General features: G+C 69.5%; 21 protein-coding genes. 11 read left to right on the plus strand and 10 right to left on the minus strand.

What is annotated here, in order from left to right:
* The first annotated feature begins 203 nt into the window (after nucleotides 1-203).
* From ACFPZ3_RS29635 to ACFPZ3_RS29665, 7 genes are all read left to right on the plus strand, one after another.
* Complete coding sequence (locus ACFPZ3_RS29635) at nucleotides 204-1754, plus strand: TrbL/VirB6 family protein (protein WP_379517550.1); 1551 nt, start codon at nucleotides 204-206, stop codon at nucleotides 1752-1754.
* Complete coding sequence (locus ACFPZ3_RS29640) at nucleotides 1751-2707, plus strand: PrgI family protein (RefSeq protein ID WP_379517551.1); 957 nt, start codon at nucleotides 1751-1753, stop codon at nucleotides 2705-2707. The genes ACFPZ3_RS29635 and ACFPZ3_RS29640 overlap by 4 nt, the downstream gene beginning before the upstream one ends.
* A complete protein-coding gene (locus tag ACFPZ3_RS29645; RefSeq protein WP_379517552.1) occupies nucleotides 2704-4578 on the plus strand; it encodes a VirB4 family type IV secretion system protein in 1875 nt (624 codons plus the stop codon). The genes ACFPZ3_RS29640 and ACFPZ3_RS29645 overlap by 4 nt, the downstream gene beginning before the upstream one ends.
* On the plus strand, nucleotides 4575-7145 hold the full coding sequence (locus tag ACFPZ3_RS29650; RefSeq protein WP_379517553.1) for a type IV secretory system conjugative DNA transfer family protein: 2571 nt from the start codon (nucleotides 4575-4577) through the stop codon (nucleotides 7143-7145). The genes ACFPZ3_RS29645 and ACFPZ3_RS29650 overlap by 4 nt, the downstream gene beginning before the upstream one ends.
* A 42-nt stretch (nucleotides 7146-7187) precedes the next feature.
* The gene (locus ACFPZ3_RS29655) at nucleotides 7188-8219 is read left to right on the plus strand and encodes a replication-relaxation family protein (RefSeq protein ID WP_379517554.1); all 1032 of its coding nucleotides are present in this window, start codon (nucleotides 7188-7190) and stop codon (nucleotides 8217-8219) included.
* Nucleotides 8216-9196, plus strand: a complete 981-nt coding sequence (locus ACFPZ3_RS29660) for a C40 family peptidase (protein WP_379517555.1) — start codon at nucleotides 8216-8218, stop codon at nucleotides 9194-9196. The genes ACFPZ3_RS29655 and ACFPZ3_RS29660 overlap by 4 nt, the downstream gene beginning before the upstream one ends.
* A 322-nt stretch (nucleotides 9197-9518) precedes the next feature.
* Nucleotides 9519-10163 (plus strand): GIY-YIG nuclease family protein, encoded by a 645-nt coding sequence (locus ACFPZ3_RS29665; RefSeq protein ID WP_379517556.1) that lies wholly within the window; start codon nucleotides 9519-9521, stop codon nucleotides 10161-10163.
* 158 nt (nucleotides 10164-10321) lie between these two features.
* Here the strand turns inward: ACFPZ3_RS29665 and ACFPZ3_RS29670 are convergent, their stop codons facing one another.
* From ACFPZ3_RS29670 to ACFPZ3_RS29695, 6 genes are all read right to left on the minus strand, one after another.
* Complete coding sequence (locus ACFPZ3_RS29670; protein ID WP_379517557.1) at nucleotides 10322-10816, minus strand: hypothetical protein; 495 nt, start codon at nucleotides 10814-10816, stop codon at nucleotides 10322-10324.
* Nucleotides 10813-11322 carry a hypothetical protein gene (locus tag ACFPZ3_RS29675; protein ID WP_379517558.1) on the minus strand — a complete coding sequence of 170 codons (510 nt, stop codon included), beginning with the start codon at nucleotides 11320-11322 and terminating at the stop codon, nucleotides 10813-10815. The genes ACFPZ3_RS29670 and ACFPZ3_RS29675 overlap by 4 nt, the downstream gene beginning before the upstream one ends.
* A 67-nt stretch (nucleotides 11323-11389) precedes the next feature.
* Nucleotides 11390-11959: a hypothetical protein gene (locus ACFPZ3_RS29680; RefSeq protein ID WP_379517559.1), complete on the minus strand. Its 570-nt coding sequence runs from the start codon at nucleotides 11957-11959 to the stop codon at nucleotides 11390-11392.
* Nucleotides 11960-12124: 165 nt separating this feature from the next.
* Complete coding sequence (locus tag ACFPZ3_RS29685) at nucleotides 12125-12583, minus strand: hypothetical protein (protein WP_379517560.1); 459 nt, start codon at nucleotides 12581-12583, stop codon at nucleotides 12125-12127.
* Between the two features lie 217 nt (nucleotides 12584-12800).
* Nucleotides 12801-13805, minus strand: coding sequence for a DUF932 domain-containing protein (locus ACFPZ3_RS29690; protein WP_379517561.1), 1005 nt, complete (start codon nucleotides 13803-13805; stop codon nucleotides 12801-12803).
* Between the two features lie 222 nt (nucleotides 13806-14027).
* Entirely contained in the window at nucleotides 14028-15233 is a 1206-nt protein-coding gene (locus ACFPZ3_RS29695) for a hypothetical protein (protein ID WP_379517562.1), read from the minus strand.
* A 433-nt stretch (nucleotides 15234-15666) separates the two neighbouring features.
* On the opposite strand from ACFPZ3_RS29695, the gene ACFPZ3_RS29700 reads away from it, so the two are divergent.
* Nucleotides 15667-16374 (plus strand): hypothetical protein, encoded by a 708-nt coding sequence (locus tag ACFPZ3_RS29700; RefSeq protein ID WP_379517563.1) that lies wholly within the window; start codon nucleotides 15667-15669, stop codon nucleotides 16372-16374.
* Between the two features lie 73 nt (nucleotides 16375-16447).
* On the opposite strand, the gene ACFPZ3_RS29705 is transcribed toward ACFPZ3_RS29700, so the two are convergent.
* Nucleotides 16448-16717: a hypothetical protein gene (locus tag ACFPZ3_RS29705; protein ID WP_379517564.1), complete on the minus strand. Its 270-nt coding sequence runs from the start codon at nucleotides 16715-16717 to the stop codon at nucleotides 16448-16450.
* 1002 nt (nucleotides 16718-17719) lie between these two features.
* Between ACFPZ3_RS29705 and ACFPZ3_RS29710 the strand changes: the two genes are divergently transcribed.
* Nucleotides 17720-18097 carry a hypothetical protein gene (locus tag ACFPZ3_RS29710; RefSeq protein WP_379517565.1) on the plus strand — a complete coding sequence of 126 codons (378 nt, stop codon included), beginning with the start codon at nucleotides 17720-17722 and terminating at the stop codon, nucleotides 18095-18097.
* Between the two features lie 172 nt (nucleotides 18098-18269).
* On the opposite strand, the gene ACFPZ3_RS29715 is transcribed toward ACFPZ3_RS29710, so the two are convergent.
* Nucleotides 18270-19130: an ATP-binding protein gene (locus ACFPZ3_RS29715; protein WP_379517566.1), complete on the minus strand. Its 861-nt coding sequence runs from the start codon at nucleotides 19128-19130 to the stop codon at nucleotides 18270-18272.
* Nucleotides 19131-19398: 268 nt separating this feature from the next.
* Between ACFPZ3_RS29715 and ACFPZ3_RS29720 the strand changes: the two genes are divergently transcribed.
* Together ACFPZ3_RS29720 and ACFPZ3_RS29725 are read left to right on the plus strand one after the other, a co-directional pair.
* Entirely contained in the window at nucleotides 19399-19791 is a 393-nt protein-coding gene (locus ACFPZ3_RS29720; protein WP_379517567.1) for a hypothetical protein, read from the plus strand.
* Between the two features lie 280 nt (nucleotides 19792-20071).
* On the plus strand, nucleotides 20072-20605 hold the full coding sequence (locus ACFPZ3_RS29725) for a peptidylprolyl isomerase (RefSeq protein WP_379517568.1): 534 nt from the start codon (nucleotides 20072-20074) through the stop codon (nucleotides 20603-20605).
* A gap of 245 nt (nucleotides 20606-20850) precedes the next feature.
* On the opposite strand, the gene ACFPZ3_RS29730 is transcribed toward ACFPZ3_RS29725, so the two are convergent.
* Nucleotides 20851-21756: a S41 family peptidase gene (locus ACFPZ3_RS29730; protein WP_379517569.1), complete on the minus strand. Its 906-nt coding sequence runs from the start codon at nucleotides 21754-21756 to the stop codon at nucleotides 20851-20853.
* A gap of 382 nt (nucleotides 21757-22138) precedes the next feature.
* Nucleotides 22139-23335, minus strand: a complete 1197-nt coding sequence (locus ACFPZ3_RS29735) for an AfsR/SARP family transcriptional regulator (RefSeq protein ID WP_379517570.1) — start codon at nucleotides 23333-23335, stop codon at nucleotides 22139-22141.
* Nucleotides 23336-24061 lie beyond the last annotated feature (726 nt).

Here is a 24061-nt window from a genome sequence, read left to right on the forward strand (position 1 = left end):
GCATGCTCCTGACTCTCGCGCGTCGCCACCTGGCACAGGCCATCGCCGTCATCGCCGTCACGCTCACCCTCGCTTCTGCTCCGGTCTCCGCCGAACCAGACCCTCCGCCGGCGGCACCTTCGCCGACGGCCAACCCGCAGCTCACAGCACCCGCCATACCCACGCCTACACCGGCCGCGACGCCGACGGTACCGGCAGGGCCGATGCTGACACCGCCCGTCCATCCGGTCCCCAGCACCACACCCACGGCTCCCACACCACAGCCGGAACCGACCCCGACCCCGAAGCCGGAGTCGGACGGGGGAGCCGAGGAGTGCGGGTGGCTGGACTTCGGCTGCAAGATCAACCGGGCGTTGAACGGCTGGTTCGGCCTGATCGTCACCGAGGCCATCCAGCCCGCCTTCCAGACCGTCGGCACGCTGCTGCTGTCGGCGCCGCCGCCCTCGATGGTGGAGCGGGTTCAGGAGCTGTCGGCGCATGTGCGGGTGGTGGCCAACGCGCTGCTGGGCTTGTTCGTGCTGGCCGCAGGTGTGATCGTGATGGCGTACGGCAGCGTGCAGACCTCCACCACCGCCGCCGAGGTCGCACCCCGCCTGGTAGTCGCCGCGATCACGCTCAACTTCTCACTCACCCTCTGCCAGTACGCCATCGAGCTGGCCAACGGCCTCGTCGCGGCGCTGCTCGGCGACGGGGTGGACGGGCGACGGGCCGGCGACCTGATCGCCAACAAGCTCACCAACCCGGTCGGGCAACTGCAGAGCCCGCAGATGTTCCTGATCTGGATGATCGGGCTCGCGGTGGTGATGGGCCTCATCCTGGCGTTCATCGCGATCGTGCGCGTCGCGCTGCTGCTGTTCTTGATGATCGCGGCGCCGCTCGCGCTGCTGTGTCACGCGCTGCCGCAGACCGAGCACATCGCCCGCCTGTGGTGGCGCGCCTTCACCGGCGTCCTGATCATGCAAGTGCTGCAGGCGCTCGTGCTCATCCTGGCGTTCAAGGTGTACTTCACCGACTCAACCGACGCCTTCGCCACCCCCGCCAGCGACCCCGTCGGGGCGGCGGTCAAGCCGGTCGTCATGCGTGCCATCGACACGCTGGTCCTGATCGGCCTGCTGTTCATCCTGATCAAAATTCCCGGCTGGGTGGCCCGCTCCGTCTGGCAGAACGCCCAACCCCAGCTGCTCAGCCGCCTGGTCAAAGCGCTGATCCTCTACAAGACCCTCGGCCTGGCCAAAACCGCCCTGACCAGAGGCGGCCGGGCCGCCCGCACCGCCACGAAGAGCGCGAAGACCGCGCACCGCCATCGCCGCCCGCCCGGCACCGCTGCAGCAGGACGGCGCGCTCCAGCAGCGGCCCGGCCGCGTAGCGGGCCACGAGGACCACAGCCGACGGGCGGCCCCACCACGGGAGGAACACCACCGGTGAACACACCCACCCCGGCCGGACCGCGCGGCCACCAGCAGCTCCAGCTACCCCTCAATCTCCCACCTGCTGCATCGCCATCGGGATCACGGCGAACAGGATCCGCCACCGGGCGAGGCCATCAGCTGGCGTTGCCGTTCCCGGTCACCCGGGTGCCACGCCCACCCATACCGCCCAACCCGACCACGCCGAACGGCCCCTGGATCCGCCCGAAACCACCCTGGAGCCAGCCGATGCTGCCCGGCATGCCCACCCGCCCGGCCCGGCCCCGGCAACTGCACCTCCGCCTTGACCCGCCACCCCGCCGAATGAATAGGAGGGACGGCCAATGAACGAGCCCGAACCGTTGATCGCGAATATTCCCGCCGACCTCAATTGCCCGGACAAGCTCGCCTACGGCCTCAACTTCCGGCAGATCCTCATCGTCATCCTGACCGGCGGTCTCGCCGCCGCCATCTACTACCTGTTCCACCAGCTCCTGCCCATCGTCATCCTCGCCGCGATCGTCCTGCCGCTCGTGGCGCTCGGCTTGAGCATCGCGCTCGGGCGACGGGACGGGCTGAGCCTGGACCGCTTCGCCCTGGCCGCCCTGCTCCACACCCGCGCCCGCAAGAAGTTCGTGACCGCACCCGACGGGGTCGCCGAACCGCCCCGGTGGTGCCGCCTGCGAGGCAGGCTACCCGCGCCGCTGCGGCTACCGGTGCGGGCGATCCGCACCGACGGCGCCTTGGAGCTCACTGATGGAGGGGTTGCGGTGCTGGTGGAGACCAGCACCCTGTCGTTCCACCTGCGCACCACCGGCGAGCAGGCGGCCCTGGTCGGGGCGTTCGGCCGGTGGCTGAACTCCCTCGAAGCACCCGTGCAGATCCTCGCCCGCGCCCGCCAAGCCGACCTGACCGACCTGATCGAAACGGTCGAACACCAGGCGGAGGTGCTGCCGCACGCCGCCCTGGCCGCAGCCGCCCGCGAGCACGCCGACTACCTGGCCGAGCTGAACACCTCGCGGGAGCTGCTGATGCGGCAGGTACTCATCGTGCTCCGCGACCACCCGGCTACCCACCGGGGACGACGCTCGGTACGCCGAGATGCCTGCGCGGCCGTCGTCCTGCGCCGGGCTGCCGAGGCCGAGCGCAGCCTCGCCGCGCTCGGTGTGGCGACCCGCGTCCTCGACGCCGACACGGCCAGCCAGGCGCTGGCCGAGTGCCTCGACCCTGGCGGCCGGCACCCGCTCGGCCAGGCCTTGCCCGACGAGCTGATCATCTCAACCACCGGGAGCACGCCGTGAAGCTACGCCGCCGCCACCGCAGCCATGACCACCAGTCCTGCGCTCTCGCCCATCCGGGGTCGGCGCACGTCGGCGCCCGGACCCTGACCTTGCCCGGCGCCGTCTGCGCGTCGTTCGCCGTCACCGGCTACCCGCGCGACGTCGGCGCGGGATGGCTCGAACCGCTGCTCACCTACCCCGGCCACCTGGATGTGTCCCTGCACATCGAGCCGATCCCCCAGCAGGTCGCCGCGATGCGGCTGCGCCGCCGGCTCGCCCGCCTGGAATCGGCCAGCCGCTCCGACGCCGCCCACGGCAGACTCGCCGACTTCGCCGCCGAAGCCGCCGCCGACGACGCCACCACCCTGGCCGACAGCCTCGCCCGAGGTCACGGCCGCCTGTTCACCGTCGGCCTCTACCTCACCATCCACGCCCCCACAGAACCGGAGCTGGCGGCCGAGGTGGAGCGCGTCCGGGCGCTGGCATCGTCGCTGCTGCTGGATGCGCAACCGGCGACGTTCCGCGCGTTGCAGGGGTGGACCACGACGCTGCCCTTGGGCGTCGACTCCCTCAACAGCACGCGCACGTTCGACACCATCGCGCTGGCCGCGGCCTTCCCGTTCACCTCACCCGACCTCGCCACAACTGTCGGGGAGAGCGGGGTGCTGTATGGGCTGAGCGCCACCAGCAACGGCGTCGTCCTGTGGGACCGCTACGCCCAGGACAACCACAACTCCGTCGTCCTGGCCCGCTCCGGCGCGGGCAAGAGCTTCTTCACCAAACTCGAAACCCTGCGCCTGCTCTACCAAGGGGTCGAGGTCGCCGTCGTCGACCCCGAAGACGAATACGCGCGCCTGGCCCACGCGGTCGGCGGCACCTGCCTGCACCTCGGCGCCACCGGCGTGCGATGGAACCCCTTCGACCTGCCCGCCAGCCACGGCCCCCACGATGACGTGCTGTCGCGGCGGGCCATGTTCCTGCAAACCCTGATCGCCACCATGCTCGGCGGCACCCAGCTCACCGCGCAGACACGAGCGACGCTGGACTCCGCGATCATCGCCACCTACCAGACGGCCGGGATCACCCGCGACCCCGCCACCTGGAGCAGGCCCGCCCCGCTGCTCGCCGATCTGGTCACCACGCTTACCGCAAAGACGGCCGGTCAGACCGGCGCGGACCTGGCCGCGCACCTCGCCCCCTACGTGAGCGGCTCTTACCGGGAGCTGTTCGACGGCCCAACCACCACCACACCAGCCGGACATCTGACCGTCTTCTCCCTCCGGGACCTGCCCGAGGAGATGAAAGCCGTCGGCACCCTGCTGGCGCTGGATGCGATCTGGCGGCGGGTGGCCAACCCGCGCGACCGCAAGAAACGCCTCGTCGTCGTCGACGAGGCCTGGCTACTGATGAAAGAACCCGAAGGCGCCCGCTTCCTTTTCCGGATGGCCAAGGCAGCCAGGAAGCACTGGGCCGGGCTCGCCGTCGTCACCCAAGACGCCGCGGACCTCCTCGGCTCGGAGCTGGGGCAGGCGATCGTGGCCAACGCCGCCGGCCAGATCCTGCTGCGCCAAGCGCCGCAGGCCATCGGCGCCGTCGGGGACGCCTTCGACCTGACCGATGGCGAGCGCCAGTTCCTGCTCACCGCCGAGCGCGGCGAAGCGCTCCTGGTGGCCGGCCCTGCGTGTCGGGCCGCCCTGACCATCGTCGCGTCGCCGTCTGAGGCGGCGCTGGTCACGACAGACCCGCAGTTCCTCGCCGAACTCGGCCAGCACGGTCAGCTCGGTCAACCCCGCCCGCTCCAAGCGCACGACGCGCAACCACCCGGCCCACCCGGCTTCACCGGGGTCACCACCAACATCCAGAACGACCACGAGGAGAGCGACCCGCTATGACGATCAACCCGGCACCCAGCCCGAACGGGCCGTGCCTGCTGTGCGGCATCGACGACCACGACGTTCAGGAAACCCTGGACTTCCTCGCCGAGCTGCCCACCCGCCTGCCCGAACTCGCCCTCACCTACGCGCCCCGCCTCGCCCTGGCCCTCGCCGTCGTGTGGACCGTCGCTGCTGTGGCGCGTTACCTGCTCGGCTGGCTCCGTCACGCCGACATGACACCCCAAGCCCGGCTCATCGAGATCTCCAGCCCGCCGCGCAGCGATCCCGAGGGCGCCGTGGTGCTATGGCGTCAGCTCGTCGGGCTCCTGCGACCCGCATGGAGACGTGCCTTCGCCGGGCAACCGCATCTGGTGTGGGAGTACCACGGCAGCGACGCCGGAGTCCGCATCCACCTGTGGGTACCCGGCACCATACCCCCGGGGATCGTGGAGAAGGCCGTCCAAGCAGCCTGGCCCGGCGCGACCACCACCACAAGCCCCGCCACCACACCCCTCCCGATGGAGACGGAGGTCGCGGGCGGGCGACTCGTCCTGGCCGCGGCCGAGCACTTCCCGCTCAAGACCGACCACGACCACGACCCCGTCCGCTCCCTGCTGGAGGCCATGGGCGGACTACGCGAAGGCGAGCACGCCGTCGTGCAGGTGCTGGCCCGCCCGACCACCGGCCGCCGTCTGCGGCACGCCTACCAGGCAGCCGCCCACCTGCGCGGCGGAGGAAGCCGCCACCGCCTCGGCCGCGTCCTCGATGAGATCCTCCCCCTGCCCACAGCCGCCCGCGACCACCACCGCACCGGTGACCTGGCCCGCGACTTCCCCGAACGCGCCGAACAGATTCGCACCATCCTGGCCAAGGCCGGTCAGCCGCGCTACACGGTCGCCGTCCGGTACGCCGTCGCCACCAGCCGCGAACCCATCACCTCGGGCACCCCGGCGACCGTCAACCACGACGGCAGGGCAGCCTCTGATCTGACTCGCCGATGGCTGCGCGGCCACGCGCACACCCTGGCAGGCGTCTTCGCCCTGTTCACCGGCGGCCACCAGTACCTGCGCCGAGCACGCCTCTGGCGGCCCGGCCGCACGATCGGCTCGCGCCGCCTCGACGGCGGCTACCTGCTGTCCGTCACCGAACTGGCCGCGCTCGCGCACCTGCCGTGGGACATCGACGCACCCGGCATCGCCCGCGCCGGAGCCCGCCCGGTAGCGCCGTCCCCGGCCGTACCCCGCACCACCGGGGGCGGCACCGCCCGCATCCTCGGGGACGCCGACAGCGGCCCACCCCGGCCCGTCGCGTTGCCCGTAGCCGACGGGCGGCATCACACCCACGTCCTGGGCGGCACCGGCGTCGGCAAATCCACCCTGCTCGCCAACATGGTCCTGGCTGATGCGGCAGCAGGAAGGGGCGCCCTGGTCATCGACCCCAAGGGCGACCTGATCAACGACATCCTCAACCGCCTGCCCAAGCGGGCGATCGGCAGGACCGTGGTGTTCGACCCGCAAGACCCCACGCCGCCGCCGTCGATCAACATCCTCGCCGGGCACGACCCCGCCTTCGCCGTCGACTCCGTCGTCACCATCTTCCACCGCTGCTTCTCCACCGCCTGGGGACCACGCGTGGACGACCTGCTCCGCTCCACCTGCCTCACCCTGACCAGTGTCCTGGGCCGCAAGGCGACCCTGGCCGATGTGCCCCGGCTGCTGACCGATGCGGCGTTTCGTGCCCGGACCACAGCCGAGCTGCGCGATGAACTGCTGGCCGGATTCTGGGACTCCTACCAAGCCCTCACCCCAGCCGGGCAGGCCACCGTCATCGGCCCGGTGATGAACAAGCTCCGCGCCGTCCTGCTCCGCCCGTTCGTGCGGCAGGCACTGGCCAGCCCGGAGACCACCGTCCCCATCGGCCAACTTCTCGACCGAGGCGGGCTGGTCCTGGCCCGGCTGCCCAAGGGCATCTTGGGTGACGACGCGGCCCGGCTGTTCGGCTCCATCCTGCTCGCCCACACCTGGCAGGCCGCCACCCGCCGCTCACACGTGTCCGAGGCTGACAGGCCCGACGCCACGCTGGTGATCGATGAGTGTCATAACTTCTTGAATTTGCCCGGCCACGTCAACGACGTGCTGGCCGAAGCGCGCGGCTACCGCCTGTCTCTGGTATTGGCCCACCAGCATCTCGACCAGCTTCCCGCTGACCTGCGCGAAGCGCTCTCAGCCGATGCCCGCAACAAGGTCTACTTCAACGCCTCACCCAAAGACGCAGGCGAGTTGAAGCACCACACCGCGCCGCTGATCAGCCCGCACGACCTCACCCACCTCGGCGCCTACCAGGCCGCTGCGCTCCTCATCATCGACGGCCAGCAGACCTCCGCCTTCACCCTGCGCACCCGGCCCCTGCCCGCCCTGGTTGAGGGCCGGGAAGCAGAGATCCGCCAGGCATCTCGCCAGCGGTTCACGGGACTGGCGGTTGCCCGGCGAGCAGGCCAGGCGCCCGAACCGATCGCAAGCAGAGCTCCCGGCCAGGTCTCTCGCGACCGTGGCCCCGGCGCGCCCTCAGCCTCCAGCCGCTCCTGACCCGGCCCAACACCCTGCCCGACCACGTCACGGAGGTTCACCATGTCCGACAAGCCCTGCGGTTGCTCGTGCACCTGCCAGCCGACCAAGCAGCCCGCCACCCGCACAGCTGCAGCTCGCAAGCTGCCCCGGTTCACCATCCAGCCCATCCCGGCAGCCCAGCCCAGGCTCGATCACACCGCGTTGATGATGCTCGCCGCGCGACTGACCGAGCGCGACTACCAGGTCCTCGACCACCTGCACCGCCACCGCGTCCTGACCACCCACCAGCTGCAGCGCATGTTCTTCACCATCGCCCAAGCCACCCGCGCCCGCATGACCATCCTGTTCCAGCTCAACGCCGTCACCCGCTTCCGGCCCTGGGCCGGATACGGCGCAGGCTCGGCCCCCATCCACTGGGCCCTCGGCAAAGCCGGAGCCGCCGCCCTGGCCGCCCGCCAAGGCATCACCCTCAAAGAACTCGGCTACAACCCCGACATCCCCGTCGCCGTCTCCTCCCGACTGAACCACCAGGTCGGCGTCAACGACTTCTTCTCCCACCTGCACAGCCATGCCCGCCACACCCCGCAAGCCACCTTGAAAGCCTGGTGGTCAGAAAGACAATGCGCCACGAAATGGAGCGACCTGGCCCGCCCCGACGCCTACGGCTGCTGGCACGAGAACGGCCGCCAAATCGACTTCTTCCTCGAACACGACACCGGCACCGAACCACTCAAACGCGTCGCCGACAAACTCCACGACTACCGCAACCTCACCGACGCCACCCACCACACCACCCCGCTCCTGTTCTGGCTGCCCAACCCCACCCGCGAAACCAACCTGCGCAAACTCCTCACCGGCAGCGACCTCCCGATCGCCACCGCCGTCCACACCACCCACGGCGACGGCCCCGCCGGACCCGTCTGGCTGCCCATCCCCGCCGAGGCGGGACAGGCACGCATGCGGCTGGCCGACCTCGACAACGGCTGGCCCCATCTCGCCCTCGGCCGAAACCCCCAACAGCACACCGCCGCCGACGACAACTACGACGAATTCCTCGACAGCATCTTCCAAGAAGACAACAAGAGCAGGTGAAGACCGCCGCGGCCGGCGCCGCCCTCCTGCTGCTCATCATCTGCGCATTCGTCGCGGCCGCCACCAGCATCCTCACCGGCTCCGGGACACCCGGCGGCCTGGCCTGCGCGATCACACCCGCGACGACGAGCAGCACGGCGGGCGAGCCGGTCGCGGCCGGTACAGCGACTGGCGTGGCCTCCACGCTGACCTTGGACCTCGAGCAGCAGACCCACGCCGCCCTCATCGTCCAGATTGCCGTGGAGCGCGGCCTGCCCGCGCGGGCAGCCGTCATCGCGGTCGCCACCGCTCTGCAGGAGTCCCAGCTACGCAACGTGCACTACGGCCACCTCGATTCACTGGGCCTGTTTCAGCAGCGCCCCTCGCAAGGCTGGGGAACTCCGGAAAAGGTCCTCGATCCCCGCCACGCCACCAGCACCTTCTACGACCGCCTGGTCAAAGTGCCCCGCTGGGAGCAGCTCCCCCTCACCCGGGCCGCCCAAGCCGTCCAGCGCTCCGGCCGCCCCGACGCCTATGCCCGGTGGGAGCCCCTCGCCCAACGCACCGTTGACGCCCTCACCGGGACCTGCGTCCCGCCCATCCCCGGCGAGCACATCGCCGCCGTACTCGCATACGCGCACGCTCAACTGGGCAAACCGTACCTTTGGGGTGCCGAAGGCCCTACTGCCTTCGACTGCTCCGGGCTGACCATGCGCGCCTACCAAGCCGCCGGAATCAGCATCCCCCGCGTCGCCGCCGACCAATGGCGCCACGGCCCACCCATCCCAGCCGGTCAAGAACAGCCCGGGGATCTGGCCTTCTTCCACATGGATGCAGACGGCCCCGGACACGTCGGCCTCGTCATCGGAAACGGCCAGATGATCCACGCACCCAACCGGCGCAGCGTCGTCAAAATCGACAGCTACCAGCGGCGGGACTTGATCGAGTTCACCCGCCCCACCACCCACGCCGTCACCGGCCAACCCGACCCCCGCTAACCGCAGGCCACACCCCGCTGCAACGCCGCTCAACACCGGGCCCCGGGGGGATACTCTACGGCCGCCGTACGGCCCTCAAGCGCCGTGGACAGCCGCCACCGCATCCCGGGGCCACAGCCACGGCGGATCGCGCGGGCTGACGGACCCAACCATGGCTGTCACCGCACCCGCCAGAGCGTCGTCCGGCACCGGCGTAGTACCTATCCGGCGGGTGAGCTGCTCGTTTCTTCCTGCAACTCGCAGTCACGCAGAGGAATGTTTCCGATACTGTCCGGGAAGATCTCCATGGGTTCGCAGGTGAAGGAGGCACCTCGTGTGCGCGATGCGGTTTGCCCCGTCCCAGCTCGTGGTCAGCCTCTCCTACGACCTCAACAACCCGATCAAGATCCGCGCCAAGCACAAGGTCGCCGGCATGCTCCTGCTCGACCGCGACCACGCCAACCGCCTCGAACGAGGCTGGAACGTCCCCGGCGCCTACCTCCTGCTCGACCGCCCCGACACCCACGGGCGGTGGGGAGCCTACGTCGGCAAAGCCACCAACCCCGGCCTCCGCCACCGCGTCCTCCAGCAGCTCAAGGACCGCGACCACTGGTACCGGGCGCTGCTCATCCGCTACGAATCCAACGACGACGAAACGCTCAACAGCAGCGAAGCCGGATGGCTCGAAGGGCGCCTCTACGACCACCTCGCCAAGGCCAGGCAGGTCGATCTGCGCAACCGCAACCGGCCCCAGGACCCCACCCTGTCCGACGACGACGAGACCAGCCTCATCGACTACCTGCTCCCCGTCGAGTCCGTGCTCCGGCTTATCGGGCACACCCTCTACCCCCGCCCAGCAGGTGCCCCCGACGGCGGCGGACCTCTCGTCAAAAGGATCAGGTCCAGGCCCGAGGCGAACAAGCCCGCCCCCCCACCTCAGCCCGTACCCGACCAGCCCCCGACACGAGCCCGCCGTTGGGCCCCGTAAAAGACGTGAAGGAGATCATCGCGCAGATCAAGGCGGGCACCTATGTGTATAGGGGAGCGCTAAGCCGCTAACGTCATGAGACCCGGTGGTGGAGGAGGTGTGCCCCGGCCAGCGCACTTTCTCTGTGCTGGACGGGGCGCACCCCCTATGCCACCGGATCAGGCGCTACCGAACATGTCCTCGTCCGTCGCCTCTCCCTCCGTCTCTTCCTCGTCGTCGTCTTCGCGGTCGAAGATCCGGCAGGCAAGCTCCTCCTCTTCCGTGAGAACCACGGCGAACAGCTCCTCAACCCCGACGGCCAGGGCCCTGCACAGGCGGTGCCAGCCGTCGATGATCAGCATGCCGCCGTTCGGGACCGTGGCCATGATCAAAGGCTCGGACAGATCCACCTGGGCCGCGTGCTCGGCGTCGATGGCGACCAGCTGAACCATGCCCGCCCACCACCAGGTTTGGATCCGCCCATCCGGGGCCCGGCCCTGAGTGAGCTTCTTTGCCTCGGTGATGTCCCAGCGCCAGCCGAGCATCTGGAAGACCTCCACACCCGTGCTATCCGCCCGGCCCGATCCGGACTTACGGGTGGCCGGTGACTGCGGCGCGGCGGACGCGGGCTCGCCGGTGCCGGTGACGGTGCCGGTGACGTGGGGGTGGATCATGCCGTGGCCTCCTGCCCGGTCGAGGCACTCGGAGACTGCTGCGCAGAGCAGGCCGGCGCGAGTATCTCGGTCTGGGCGAGGAAGATGCGGGCGGCGCCTTGCCGGATGAGGGCGAGGCTGTGGTCGAGGTGGGCCAGGGCGAACTCGAGTTCGCCGTTGCGTCCGGGTGCTCGTGTGGTCACGTTGGGGTCTGGTGGGGTGGGGTCATCGAGGTAAGGGGTGATCCAGGAGACGAACCTGGACAGGGCCTCAGCCGGACGCACGCCTCCGCCATCGGCGTACTCGAGGTGCCGAGCCAGCAGCCGCCACCATGTGCACAGGGTCTGTGCGCGCAGGGTGGTGTAGATCTGCTCGGCGCTCAGCCGTTCGCCCCGGCCAAGACGCCGGACGATGTCGTCGAGGTGATGCTGGCGGGCGCTGCGGGCCTGCTCGATGACCGTCTCCAGCGCGGCCGGAACCTTTCCTGAGGGTGCGGCGGGGGCTGGATGCTGCTGGGAGTTGTTCATGACATGGGTGTCCCTTCTTTGGGGGTGTCGCCAGCGCCGGGATGCGCGGGCGGGGTCGGCTGGCCGGTCATGGCCCCGCCGCCGTCGAGGCTGGCGGGGCGGGGCTGTCCGGTCGGGGGTGGTCGTGGTCCACGGGCGTGGCCGCGATCGGATGGGCGCTCTGCTGGATGAGGTGCTGGGTGAGCAGGTGGCCGCTGTCGTGGAGAAAGTCGCGGGCGGCCATGCGCGCGGCGTGGGCCAGAGCGTGATCGAACAGCGTGCCCGGCCGGGCCACCGGAGGCTCCCCGGTGAGGTAGTGGCGGGCCCAGGAACGCACCCGCCGCACCGCGTGATCGGAGGTCAGCTTCTTACCGGTGATCTCCTCATCGACCAGATCCCACCAGGCGCGCGATGCCTGAGCGTGGGCGGCGGTGAACACCTGCTCGCCACAGAGCCGTTGCCCGTTCTGCAAGGCGAAGATCGCCTTCGCTGCCGCCGTGTAGAAGGCGTGGCGAGCGGCGGTGATCTTCTCGGTGGTCAGTTGCTCACACGAGCGCCGCGCCGTCTCCTCCTGAGATGTGGTGCCGTCCCGGGCGGGAGGGGTGCTGTTCGGTTCACCGGGCGGGGGCAGAGGGCCGGGCTGGTAGCGGTGATCCATCGTGTGTTGTCCTTTCGCTGGTGTGACAGGGACTGTTGAGGGTGAGGGTCATGGGGTGGCCGCCCGGCTGACGGCTCGGCACATCGCCCCGCTCGAGCCGAGCAGGGCGCAGGCCCGTGCGGCGGACAAGGGGGCGGACGGTGAGACGCGACCCCGCACACGCCGTCACGGGCGACGCTCCGAGGCCGAGGCCCGCTCGGTCGAGGTCGCGGGCCCGCCGGTGTCGGCCGGACGGGTGTCGTGATCGGAAGGCAGGGCCAGCGCCTCGGCGAGCTTCTCGGTCGCGTCCAGGAACGCCCGCGCGCCACCTCTGCGGGACTCGGCCATCGCCAGGGCGAACAAGCCGCCGTTGTTCACCGGGCGGGCGTTGATCAGCAGGTCCTGAGCCCGTTGCCGCACGGTCAGCAGCGCGGTCGCGCCGTCGACGGCCTCCTCGCGGCCGTGCGTAAGGTCGGTGACCTGCTGCCACCACGACAACCGCTGATAGGCGTAAGCGATACGGCCCAGGTCCTTATCGTGCAACGTGCCCTCGTCATCGAGGCAGGCGATGCGGTTGAGGGCCTCGCCGAGTTCCCAGCGGGCCGCGTTGGCGTAGTGGACGGCCAGGTCTTCGAGTCGTCCCATGACGATCTCCTTCGGTAGCGGTTGATGACGTACGCGAGGCCCGGGGTACCAGCCGGGTTGGAACCTCGGCCCGGACCCTGCCGCTCGGGCAACCCCGGGATCGGGGGGCGGGCGGCCTTGTGCCGCCGGTCGGACAATGGCCGGTGTGGGTCCGGTACGGCCCCCGTGCGGGGGCCCGTACCGGACACCGGCGCTGTGGGCGCTGTGGCGCTATGGGTCAGGCGGTGGCCAGGAGCCGGAACGCGCGGGCCTTGAGTTTGGCGTTGTCGTGGTCGTCCAGCAGGGCCCGCTCCGCCCGCACCGTCGCCACGTCGCGGCTGCCGAACACCGGGCTCTTGTGGTCCAGCCGCTCGGTCACCGCGTTGTAGGCGGCCCAGCGCGTGTTGCGGATCGGCTCCTGCGTCGGGGCCTGCGTGAACAGGTACTCCAGATCCCGCATGGTCAGATCGTGATTACGCTTCGCGAGCTCTTTGGCGTCGGCCGGGAGGGGGTGGAGCCGGTTGGCGAACTGCCGGAACTCCTTCACCTCCATCGGCATGGCGAGGAGTTTCTCGGCCTCGGCGGCGAACGCTTGCCCGTGCTTCCAGGTCAGCTTCAGCGCCTCCCGCGCCTCGGCGATGCGCCCGGCCACGTTGCCGGTATGCCGGACGGTGAACTTCGAGGCGTGGTTGGCCAGCGCGGCCCGTTCGGTGTTCGCGCACACCACCCGGACCGGGGTGGCGACGGTGACGAACGACCCCCACCCGTCATGCCGGGAAAACGCCGCCAGATACAGGTCGAGCTGGTCGAACCCGCCGACCATGAGCGGCTCGGGCAGCCGCATCGTGACGAACACCCGCCGCCCGCCGTTCAGCGAACCGCCCGTGTCGAAGATCGCCCCCGACTCATCCACCAGCGTCTGCAGGAACCCGGTCACGTCCTCGTTCTGCAGGACCTGATAGTCCCGGCCGACCCGGCCGAGCCGTTCGGGCGCCCCGGTGACCGGGTTGGTCCGCACCACCAGGAAGTCCTCATCCGTAACGACCGGCAGGCCGGTGAGCGGGTCGATGACCTGGCCGACCGGCACCTTGCGCACGTTCCACCCGGCGAGCTGGGCGTTGGACAGCAGGTCCTCGGCGGTCATCGGGCCGGGCGCGGTGTAACCGAGCCCGTGCCAGCCCGGCTTACCGGCGGCGGCAAACCCGGCCGAACCGTTGGCGAAGACCTCGATCTCGTGAGCCATGACAGTTCCCTTTCTGATGTGCGGTGCTGATGCGTGGTGGTGATGCGTGGTGGTGATGTGCGGGCATGCGAAACAGAAGCGCTGGGGTGTGGTGGGGTCCGGTCCCGCCGTGTCGAGGGCGGTACGCCGGTGATCAGTGGGTGACAGGGGGTGTCGCAGCCCGGCGCAGGGCCGAGGCGGCGGGTGGGGCGGGCCGGTTGGGGCGGCCCGCCCGCACCCGGATCAGTCGCGGTGGGTGTCGGCCCTCACGGTGTTCTCGGCGTCAGCGTCGGCGGGGACAGCCGCAACCGTGGCGGGGGTGGCGGTGGGGGCGAGGGCGAAGCGGCGGGGCCGCTCACAGGACAGCACCGCATCACCGAGGCTGACCAGCCGGTCCAACGCGTTGGCCACCGCGCCGGACGAACGGTCCAGCGCCCGCCCGATCTCATACGGGGTGAAGTCCTTGTCCGGGAACTCGATCAGGTGCGCGTGCACCATGTCCCGCAACGCACTCGGCCGAACCCCGTCCCCCGCACCCGCGCCGCTTGCGGCACCCGGACGGGCCGCCGCCGGGCGGGCCGGGGCGGCGGTGGTGCCGGTCAGCACCGCCCGCACGTTACGGTGCGCCGAGGCGACCTTCGTCATCGCCATTTCCAAGTACCCCAACGCCATCACGGCGTTCCCCTCGCCCTGTGCCGAGATCACCCCGCCGAACAGTTCGATCAGTTCCGTCAGGTCCGCCCGCGCCTGCGCCCATGCCGGATCATCGGCCACCGGCTCAGACACCGGCTCGGACATGTCGGCGTCGGGAACCGAGTCGAGTTCGCCGCCCGGCTGGTCTTCCGAGCCCTGACCGGCCGTGTCGTCGACGCTCAGACCCTCCGGCTGGCCGCCCGGCTCCTCAGCCAGGTCCGCCTCGTCGGTCGGCTCCTCCGCGATGGCGGGGTCGGCCGAAACGATGGCAGACGGGACCGCCTCCTCATCCGACGCGGGTGCTGTGTCCGCGTTCGGGGTTTCCGTGTCCGGCGTGGTGATCGCGGCGGGCGCGACATCCGACGGCTCCGGGGCCAGGGCCGACGCGTCGGCGGTGCCGGTCAGCACGGCCGTGTCAGCGGTGATCGGGAACCACCGGTCGGCCGCGCGGCCCCGCGTCTGACCGTCATTCACCCCCGGTTCGCGGCGGGCACGTCCCTCGGCCTCGAACTGGTTGAGGATCTTGCCCGCGACCATCCGGTTCAGCCCGGCCGCCGCCCCGATCACCGTGGCGGACGCGCCGGGCTCGGCGTTGAGCGCGGCCCACACCGCCGTCACACGCGCGTCCGCATCCGTGGCGAGGTCGGTGTCCGGGGTAGCGGCGTCGGGGCCGTCAGGGGCCGTCACAGGCGCGACGTCAGCGGGAATGGTGACGGCGGTTTCCGCGTCAGCGGGAACGGTTTTGGTGACGGTCATTTCCGGGGTTTGAATAGCCATTTCGTGACGCCCTTTCCAGTCGCCCTACCGGCCCCCGTCCGGGCCGGTGCTTTTCGTTTGCGTCACGACCATCCCTCGCAAGCAACGCGGACGGCAAGTCGACCGGGCCATTTTCTATGTCACCCCAACGGCTGGAGAGGCTGACCTAACAAACCAACCACTGATCTGCGGAAACATCTCGCGAGAAGCCCATGAGATCGGCTTGACATGAAACGCGCGTCCAGCTCTTCACCTATTTCACCGGACGATGGCAAACGATGCCCGAATGCCCGAATACCGCGCGAAAGCAACTGCGGGGTTAATGCGCATCGCGGTTGACAAACATTGCGGATCGAGCGTCCATGGAATGAGGCGGTAAACACCGCCGGTCACGGCACCGGAATAACACGCCGGGGAAATCGAAAGGCACCGCATGACACGCGCCAACACCACCACCGCCCGCCGTATGGTCAGCCCCCGGCACGCCCGCGCGCTCATCGACCACGGCCCCGGATGGGCGATCATGTGGGACGACCGCGATGTTCAACCCGTCATCGTCCGCCCGGAACGCGGCGATGACGGCAGCCTCCTCGAAATCTGCACCTACGAGGAGATGTTCGCCCTGGGAGGCTTTTGCGACCCCGGCGAAGAGGCCCACACCTGCCAGGCATGCACGCCGGGCGCACAGCCCGACTTCGACGTGATCGCCGCCCACCTGACCGACACCCTCGGCGACCTCTACCTCGACCGCGCCGACATCGCCGCGTGCATGCCCCTGACGCTGCCCTACACCCGCGCCCTCGCCGAACACGGACTGAACCGCAGGTTTCAGGGCGTACGGCGAACCCATCTGTTCGATCAGCTCTACCGCTCACCTGACGGCCACCTCATCGAGCTGACCATCCCCCTGCCCACCACACCCGATCAGCCTCCCGCGCCCCCGCTCACGATCGAGTGGGCCTACCTATGCACCCACTCCGCCGCCCCCGGCAATCCCAGCCTGGAACCCGTCGCCTCGGCCGATACCCCACCCGCCGACATCGCCGCAATGATCGCCACCCACCTCGCCATCCACCCACCCACACCCACCACGGACAGCACAGATAGCGCTGACATGCCCGGCACGCCCATCCCCGCCTGACCGGGCAACGGGAAAGGAACGGCCCCGGCACCGCCCTTACGGCGGTACCGGGGCCACGTGTCCCCCGGGCCGGTCAGCCCGCGTCGGCGAACCCGTACCCCGTGGCGTCATCCAACGCCGCCAACCCCAGACAATCCCATCCGCACGGTTCCCCCGGCCCCGCATCACATCCCTCACACGCCCGCGACGGGTCAGCCGGACGGAAAATGTCGATCACGCCGCCGGGTAGATCCGCCGTGCCCGTCACGTACCGGGCCGGGTTCAGCACCACATCCGTCGACCGGATGTCAGCCGCCGCAATCGCCATGAACTCGCCGTCGAATTCGCCCCCACCATGCGCCATTTTCCTTCACCTTTCGCCTTTTTCTCGCTGACATTCTCATTTTATCTCGATAACGCCGCCACCTATAGCGCGCGGGACTTTTCTAGCGGCTATTAAGGTAAAGTTTTCCGGGAGGCTTCCCGACGCCACGCGGGACGCCTCCCCGGACGCCGCACGGGCCCCGGCCGTGCCGCCCCGCCGCACGTCAGACATCACGTCACCACCCCAGCCGAAAACACTGCTCGCCGTCCAGGCCGAGGTCGGCGCAGGAGCCGGCCGCGCGCCAGGCCACGGGCCGGCCGGATACTGCTGACAGGCAGGAGAGGGAAGAGGTAAAAGAGGGAGACAAACCAACAGGTAGCGCCGTCAGGCCAGGAGAACACACGCGCACACATATTCAAAGGACTCGTCCTTAGACGAGTCGGGCCGCCCACCGCACTGTCCGAAACCGGGAAGACCTGCGAAAACAACACCTGTGCGGGGTAGCGGCCTTAATCGCGGGAGGGAACGCCACCCCTATTTCCGGTACGGAGATCTGCCCCCATCCGACACGCCTCCGCCGCCGCCTCCGCCGCCCATACCCCGATAGCCCACGCGGGACCCGAGGTTGACGCGGCCACGTCCCCAACCCCAAGGGTGGGTTCGCCTCGCCTCCGACGCGAGGCGAACCCACCCAGGTCCGCCCGCCCAGCACCCCCAGCCCGGCCGGACGGGCGAAGGGGTATCAACGCCCACCTGCACCCCAGGTGTCAAGCCCGCACCCCCGCCCGTCACACCCCGGGACCCATCACCGCTCAGGCGGCAACGGCAGCGGCCACCACCGCTGCGGCAGGCGTCGAGCGGACCCGCCGATGACGCGGCCTGGCCCCGCCAACAGGAAGCCGGTCCCGGCCCGCCCGTCTGCCGCCTTCCCCGGCCCGCGCTTGCAGCCGGGAGCGGTCCCGCCACCTACCCCACGGCCACCACGACCACCCGTACGGCCACCACCCCACCCGCGCCCCGTCAGCGGCAGCAACCGCCCACGTGCCCGTCCCCGACCGTTCAGCGGTCAACGCCCCCGGCAACGGCGCAACCGCCGCCACGGTGCCGCTCAACCCCGTACCGGCACCCCCACACACCCCACCACCACCGGTGCCCGCCGTACACGCCGAGCCCGATGACGGCGACCCGCTCACCCCCGCCCAGCCCACACCAGGCCCCGCCACCAACAGCTCGGCCAACCTCGGCAGCACCGGGCCGAGCTCTGACGCACCGCCCCCGACCAAGCCCAGCACAGCCAATCCGGACCCCGATGACGGCCCGGTCACACCCAGCCCCGTCACACTCAGCCCCGTCACACTCAGCCCCGTCACGTTCGGCCCGGTCACATTCGGCTCTGGAGGGAGGCATGGCAGGGCCTGACGGAGTTCCTGCGGCCCAGCCGCGCTGATCACCACCTGCTTGCCCCGCATCGCGAGCCACCGATACCCCACTATCAGGAAGGCCCAATCCGGCCAGTCCCGGCGCAGCCCGGCCACTGCCTGCCGTGCCCACGGCTCCTGACCGAACGCGGACGCCTGGCCCGCCCTCTGCCTCACCACCCCTCCCGCACGCCCACGGAAGGGTCCAGGCCAACAACCGCCTCCCCCCTGCCGAAGCCCGGTCTATCCACTGAAACCGGAAGACCACCCACCAGGCCACCCGGCTCTTCACCGGAGACCCCCTCACAGCCCACTGGCGACAAGCCGCTACCGGCGACGACACGGCCCGCTTCCTCGGCGACCCCACCGGAGCCCACCGGCATCGGCTCGCGCGAACCGCCCGGTTCTGGCTCGCCCGCACCAGCTGTCGCCGCAGTGGGCGATGCGGCCACTGCTGGTGCGGGCGCCGGAACCGGCTCCCCGGACAGGGCCAGCTCGACCCACACCGCATGCCCGGTACTCGCATCACCCGCAGCCCCGAATCGGACCGCCAGCTCAGCCACCCCGGCCAGCCCTCGCCCGTGCTCGGCCAGCCCCAGCAGCGAACCCGGCCTCTGAGAGAAGTCCGGAACCGAACCCCCGCCCAGGTCATACACCACGATCCGGGCCACGCCCGCGCCGCGCAGCACCTCCACCACGAAGAACCCCTGCGCCTGTCCCGAACACGAGTGACCCGAACATGAGTGGTGCAGCGCGTTGGCGACCAGCTCGGCCGTCACCCACTCCGCGTCCTGCCTCCGGCCGGTGTCCGCCAGCAACTGGCCCACCAGGCGACGCGCCAGAGCCGACTGATCCGCCCGCCCCGGGAACGCCTGCCGCCAGGCCATCCCACCCCACACCGGCCGAGAGCGGAAAGTCGACATCACCAATCCCGGCGCCAAATCCGGGAACTCCTCCCCACGCGGCTGCCGGTGCGTACGCGGTGCGAGGAGATGGCTCGCCTCGCCCGAGGAGTACTGCGTGCGGTTATCCATGCTGGCGGATCCCTTCCGGTCACGGCCCCGGCACATCCGGGAACGACCAGCACGATCACTCACCTCACCGCCCGAATCACACCCCCAACCGCAACCCCACGCCCATCCCCGCCCCGACCTGCGGCCATGCCCCGAACCACCCACCAACGGCTCCCGTGACCGCCCGATCGACCACCCCACGCCGAGACTGGAGTCCCTCCCCAGAGGCCGCCTACCGTCCCCCGGATCACGCGACGCCCGCGTGCCGCAGGAAAGGGGACGTCGACACATGTCCGGAACCGGATACCAGACGCTGCTCGACTGCCGCCGTCGCAGCCGATACCTGCGCCAGCACGGCTTCAGCATCGACCAGATCGCCGTCATCCTCGCCCTCGACCACCCCGCCACACCGCTACGCCTCTACCGCCACGCCGCCGGACTCACCGCCGCCCAGGTAGTCGCCGCCTTCCACCGCCTCACCGACACCACCGGCGCGGGACTGCGCGAATCACGCCTCTACGAGCATGAAACCTGGCCCGAGACAGGCCGGCGCCCCTCCCTCTACACCCTGCGCCTCCTGGCCCGCATCTACGGCACTCAACCTGCCCACCTGCTCACCCCCGCCATGCTGGCCACCTACACCCCGCGCGACCAGCACGCGCTACACCGAACAGCTGGATAAGCCCCGCAGAGCCAGGGCTGAGTTCAGGAACGAATTCTGGCTCCACCTACCCCCTGACGAAGTCCGCTGGACCAACCGGGATGAAGCGGATTCATATCCGGTTGTCCTGTGACAGCGAACCTTGACCGGTTTGCCACCGAAGTTGGTGGACCACCGGTGTGGAGCGCGGACTGGCTGGCGAACGATGGATCTTGGGAGGCGACGGGTGGCGAGACCTCGCCAGACAACAGACAAGTAGTAACCTTGAGTGACCTATTGACTACTAGACAAGGAGCGGTGCATGGCTGAGCAGCTGTACGCCACACTCAAGACCAACCAGGGTGACATCGAGATCCGGCTCCTACCGAAGCATGCGCCAGCGACCGTGACGAACTTCGTCGAGCTGGCCAGGGGCGAACGGGAGTGGGTCCACCCGGCAACGGAGGAGAAAACCACGACCCCTCTCTACGATGGCACGGTCTTCCACCGGGTGATCAGCGGATTCATGATCCAGGGCGGCGACCCGCTCGGAAACGGCACCGGCGGCCCCGGATATGAGTTCAGGGACGAGTTCCACCCCGACCTCGCCTTCAACAAGCCCTACCTGCTCGCCATGGCCAACTCCGGTCCGGGCACCAACGGCTCCCAGTTCTTCATCACCCTCAGCCCGACCGCCTGGCTCACAGGCAAACACACCATCTTCGGCGAGGTCACCAACGACGCCGGCAAGAAGGTCGTCGACGCCATCGCCGGCGCCGCCACCAACCCCCGCACCGACCGGCCCGTCAACGACATCGTCCTCGAGACCATCGTCATCGAGACCCGCGAGGACTGACCAGGGCGACCTCGCGCCTTTGTGCCATCCGGTCAGGGTTCGATGGCACGAACTCGTGGTTGATCCAACTTCGGTGCCAATCGAGCACAGGACACCGATGAGAACTGGCCCCACCCCGGGGAGCGCCTGGCATGAAGCATGAGTATTGGTACCACACCCAGCGCAGTCCGGTACCAGGCCCGAAGCTCCAGTCGCCTTGATCACGAACGACATTTGATACCACACGGTCGATGAGCTGGACTGCGTCAGCCTGCCAGTCGGGCGAGGGCCAGTGCGTGTGCCTGGTCGAGGGATTCCGCGGCAGGGCAAGGGACGTCCGGCTGCACACCGGTGCCCTCCCAGTTCGCGCCGGAGACGGGGTTGATGGCGCGGCCGGTCGGGACGGTGGCTTCCAGGTGGGGATGCACGGTCCAGCCTTTACATGGGTGTGCGCCGCCGCGGGTGGGCTCGCCGACGACAACGGCGCGGCCGAGCTGTTGCAGGTCGTAGGCCAGTTCCTCGGCGGCCGAGAAGGTGCTGTCACTGGACAACACGTACAACGGTTTGCTGCCGCCCAGACGCGCGCCGGGAACGTGCGGCAGGCTCCAGGACTGCTCGCTGCGCTCGCCCCTGCGCCAGTACATGGTGTTGAGGTGGGTGCGCTCGTCCAGGAGGTAACTGCAAACGAAGGCGACGGTGTCCGGGTCGCCGCCCCGGTTGTTGCGAAGGTCCACGATCAGCGCCTGGGCGCTGGAGGCCAGGGTGAGCGCGGCGCTCAGCGGTTCGGCGGCCCACTCCAGCGGAAACAGCATCGGCGCCAGCTCCACCACGGCGACCCCTCCGTCGAGCAACTCCACCCGGGGCGCACCGCCCAGCGAGGTGTCGAAGTCGCGGCGGATGGACTCCAGGGTTGCCGCGCCCTCCTTGGGGGACACCGGGTCGGCGTGGTGCTTCAGTCTCAGGTGTTTGTCGTCGTTGACGGACTGCAGGTCCGCGGTGACCAAACGGGCGAGTTCCTCGGCACCGTCGACGTCATAGGCGCCCTCGGCGAGGCGTCGTTGGAGCAGATCGGCGAGCTGCTCGGCTATCTCGGGGAAAACGTAGTGCTCGGTCAGCAGTCGGGCTGTCTCATCGATGACAGGGGCGGGCTGAAGGTTCGTCAGAGTCGTCATGGCAGGGAGTAGAGCACCGCCCTGACGAAAACGTCAAAACCGTTCAAACACCTTCAACCATCCCACTCGCCACCTCCTGAGGGCGTTCTGGAGATCGGCGCGCCTGAGCAGTTCGCGGCGCTCGCCCACCCGTTGCGTCAGCGGTTGCTCTTCACCCCTTGGCGACCAGCGGCACAGCCCGACCACTCCGAAAGCCCGCCCCCACCTCACCGGCTTTCGGGGTGACGACCGCTGGGGTGGGGGCCAAATCTCGCTGGTGATCAAGCCTTGATCGCCCTGATGGGTGGAGCCGGAAACCGCTGGTAGGTGGGGCCAGGGAGTAGCTGGTGAAATCACCAGGGCTCTCCTCCGTCGCCCGCCACTCGCCCGCAGCACCGGCTGGCTAACGAACGAATCGCTCATACACCTGCCGCGCCTGCGGACTCGGCACCGCGTCGATCTCCGCCAACCTCTCCCGCAGCAGCTCGAACGAGCGCCGTACAGCAGGCAGCCGGCCCAACTCGCCATGGAGCGACATAATTCCGCACCACAGCACCTCGCTGTGCGGGTCGATGCGCTCCACCGCCAGCATGAGCACATCCAGCGCGCGCTCCGGATCAGCCCTACGCCGCGACTCAGCCAGCCGAGCGGCAGCATCGACAGCCCGAGTCTGGGCAGCCTGGCGCCGGGGAAGCACCCACGACCCATCACGCTCGGCCAGCAGCGGCCCCCGATACAAGGTCAGCATCTCCTGCAACGCAGCAAGCCGAGCCGGCTCCTCCTCCGCAGTACCCGCCCGGACGAAGGCATCCTCAAACCGCCAATAGTCCACATCGAAGTACGCGGCCGCCAAATGCCGCCGCTGCCGCGCCGTCACCACGAACCTCACCCCCACCGCAAGACCAGACGCCTGCCGCATCACCTGATTGAGCTGCCGAACCGCCGACTCCAACAGACGACCGCCCCGCTCACCATCGCCCGGCCACAGAGTGTCGATGATGCCCTCCGTCGACACCCCCTCCCGTGACGTAGCCAGCAACGCAAACAGATCGGACGCCTCCGCACGACCGAAAGAAAGCTCCGCCCCGCCATACGACAACCGCGGCACTCCCAGCACCTCGGCCTTCGCCTTCCCCGGCACCACCACGAACCCAGACGCTGTCAACGCCATGGAAGGAGAAGCTGCGACTGCGCGCCCCGGATCAATGAGGCCCGTCTCGCCGGCGTCTGTCTCTAGCGCGCCCGGCCGAGGTGCATCGTCTTGCGCCTCTCCTTCGGCCCTGACTGCTTCTTCGTCTGCCTCTTCCTCGCCACGGCAGTTGCCGGCAACGAACCCCGCCACGGCGGCATGGATTTCAGGCGCCATCGCGGCAGCGGCAGCCACCATGCCTTCGTCCCCGCCGCCATCAGGGGGCCCGCCAGCACGGCCTCCCGAAGAGCCCGCAACGGCCACGCGCGGCCGAAAGCGGCGACGACTGATCAGCACCGCGGCCAGCAGCATGACCATCACCCCGAACAGCAGCGCAGCACCAAGCGGCCGCCCCACCGAAGAAGAGGTCCCGGCCCGCTTGCCCGCCGCCGTGCCTTCACCGGCACCCACCGCAGGCGACGGCGCTGGCCGCGAGGATGAAGGGGATGGGGAGGGCAACGGCGGAACCGCCGGCCTCACTCGCACACCGCTCCGCGGCGAGCGTGAGTCGTTGTCCTGACGGTGCCGGCGAACGCCGCGCCTGGCGTTGTTTCCTCGCACCGTGACGGATGTCGACGGCCGATCCGGCCGCGACGCCGCCTCCTGCTGCCCGCGCGGCTTTTCTCTTCTTCGGTGCGTATTCGCCGTCGGCACAGGCACAGGAACGACGGACCTCGGTGCTGGCCTGGACGGCCTTTTCCTGGGTACCGAACCCTTCGGTGTCGAGTGCACCCGTGGCCGTGAAGAGGGCGCCGTCTTCGCCGGCCCACGCCGAGACTCCGCCAGCCGCTCTTTCCAATCAACTGCCCGTCCCCCGACCAGGTCCCCGTATACCAACGCGCACAGCTTCTCAATGTCGAACATCTGGTGTCCCTGCTCCGGGACATACTGCGACGGACAATACGGTTCCACACCCGCCAAAGCCACGCTCGAACCATCCAGCACAACGCACATCAACGCGCCCGCGATGACCACGCGACCCAAAAGCCCGGAATGCTCGCATTTCCAGTCGCTTGGAAGACCTTCCCGAATCACCAGCCTCCTCCAGAGGGTTTGGCTACGCCAAACGATCTACCACCTCACCCTTCGCACCACGCCACGGAAATTGAATGCAAATCACAAAGACTTGAAATCGTG

This window comes from Nonomuraea insulae, assembly GCF_042656245.1.

Bases quoted from the DNA above. Each gene is read 5' to 3' on its own strand.
- ACFPZ3_RS29665 (WP_379517556.1), top strand. From the start codon at position 9,519: ATGCGGTTTGCCCCGTCCCAGCTCGTGGTCAGCCTCTCCTACGACCTC.
- ACFPZ3_RS29650 (WP_379517553.1), top strand. From the start codon at position 4,575: ATGACGATCAACCCGGCACCCAGCCCGAACGGGCCGTGCCTGCTGTGC.
- ACFPZ3_RS29700 (WP_379517563.1), top strand. From the start codon at position 15,667: ATGACACGCGCCAACACCACCACCGCCCGCCGTATGGTCAGCCCCCGG.
- ACFPZ3_RS29675 (WP_379517558.1), bottom strand. From the start codon at position 11,322: ATGAACAACTCCCAGCAGCATCCAGCCCCCGCCGCACCCTCAGGAAAG.
- ACFPZ3_RS29680 (WP_379517559.1), bottom strand. From the start codon at position 11,959: ATGGATCACCGCTACCAGCCCGGCCCTCTGCCCCCGCCCGGTGAACCG.
- ACFPZ3_RS29720 (WP_379517567.1), top strand. From the start codon at position 19,399: ATGTCCGGAACCGGATACCAGACGCTGCTCGACTGCCGCCGTCGCAGC.
- ACFPZ3_RS29655 (WP_379517554.1), top strand. From the start codon at position 7,188: ATGTCCGACAAGCCCTGCGGTTGCTCGTGCACCTGCCAGCCGACCAAG.
- ACFPZ3_RS29640 (WP_379517551.1), top strand. From the start codon at position 1,751: ATGAACGAGCCCGAACCGTTGATCGCGAATATTCCCGCCGACCTCAAT.
- ACFPZ3_RS29685 (WP_379517560.1), bottom strand. From the start codon at position 12,583: ATGGGACGACTCGAAGACCTGGCCGTCCACTACGCCAACGCGGCCCGC.
- ACFPZ3_RS29705 (WP_379517564.1), bottom strand. From the start codon at position 16,717: ATGGCGCATGGTGGGGGCGAATTCGACGGCGAGTTCATGGCGATTGCG.
- ACFPZ3_RS29635 (WP_379517550.1), top strand. From the start codon at position 204: ATGCTGACACCGCCCGTCCATCCGGTCCCCAGCACCACACCCACGGCT.
- ACFPZ3_RS29715 (WP_379517566.1), bottom strand. From the start codon at position 19,130: ATGGATAACCGCACGCAGTACTCCTCGGGCGAGGCGAGCCATCTCCTC.
- ACFPZ3_RS29695 (WP_379517562.1), bottom strand. From the start codon at position 15,233: ATGACCGTCACCAAAACCGTTCCCGCTGACGCGGAAACCGCCGTCACC.
- ACFPZ3_RS29670 (WP_379517557.1), bottom strand. From the start codon at position 10,816: ATGATCCACCCCCACGTCACCGGCACCGTCACCGGCACCGGCGAGCCC.
- ACFPZ3_RS29730 (WP_379517569.1), bottom strand. From the start codon at position 21,756: ATGACGACTCTGACGAACCTTCAGCCCGCCCCTGTCATCGATGAGACA.
- ACFPZ3_RS29725 (WP_379517568.1), top strand. From the start codon at position 20,072: ATGGCTGAGCAGCTGTACGCCACACTCAAGACCAACCAGGGTGACATC.
- ACFPZ3_RS29690 (WP_379517561.1), bottom strand. From the start codon at position 13,805: ATGGCTCACGAGATCGAGGTCTTCGCCAACGGTTCGGCCGGGTTTGCC.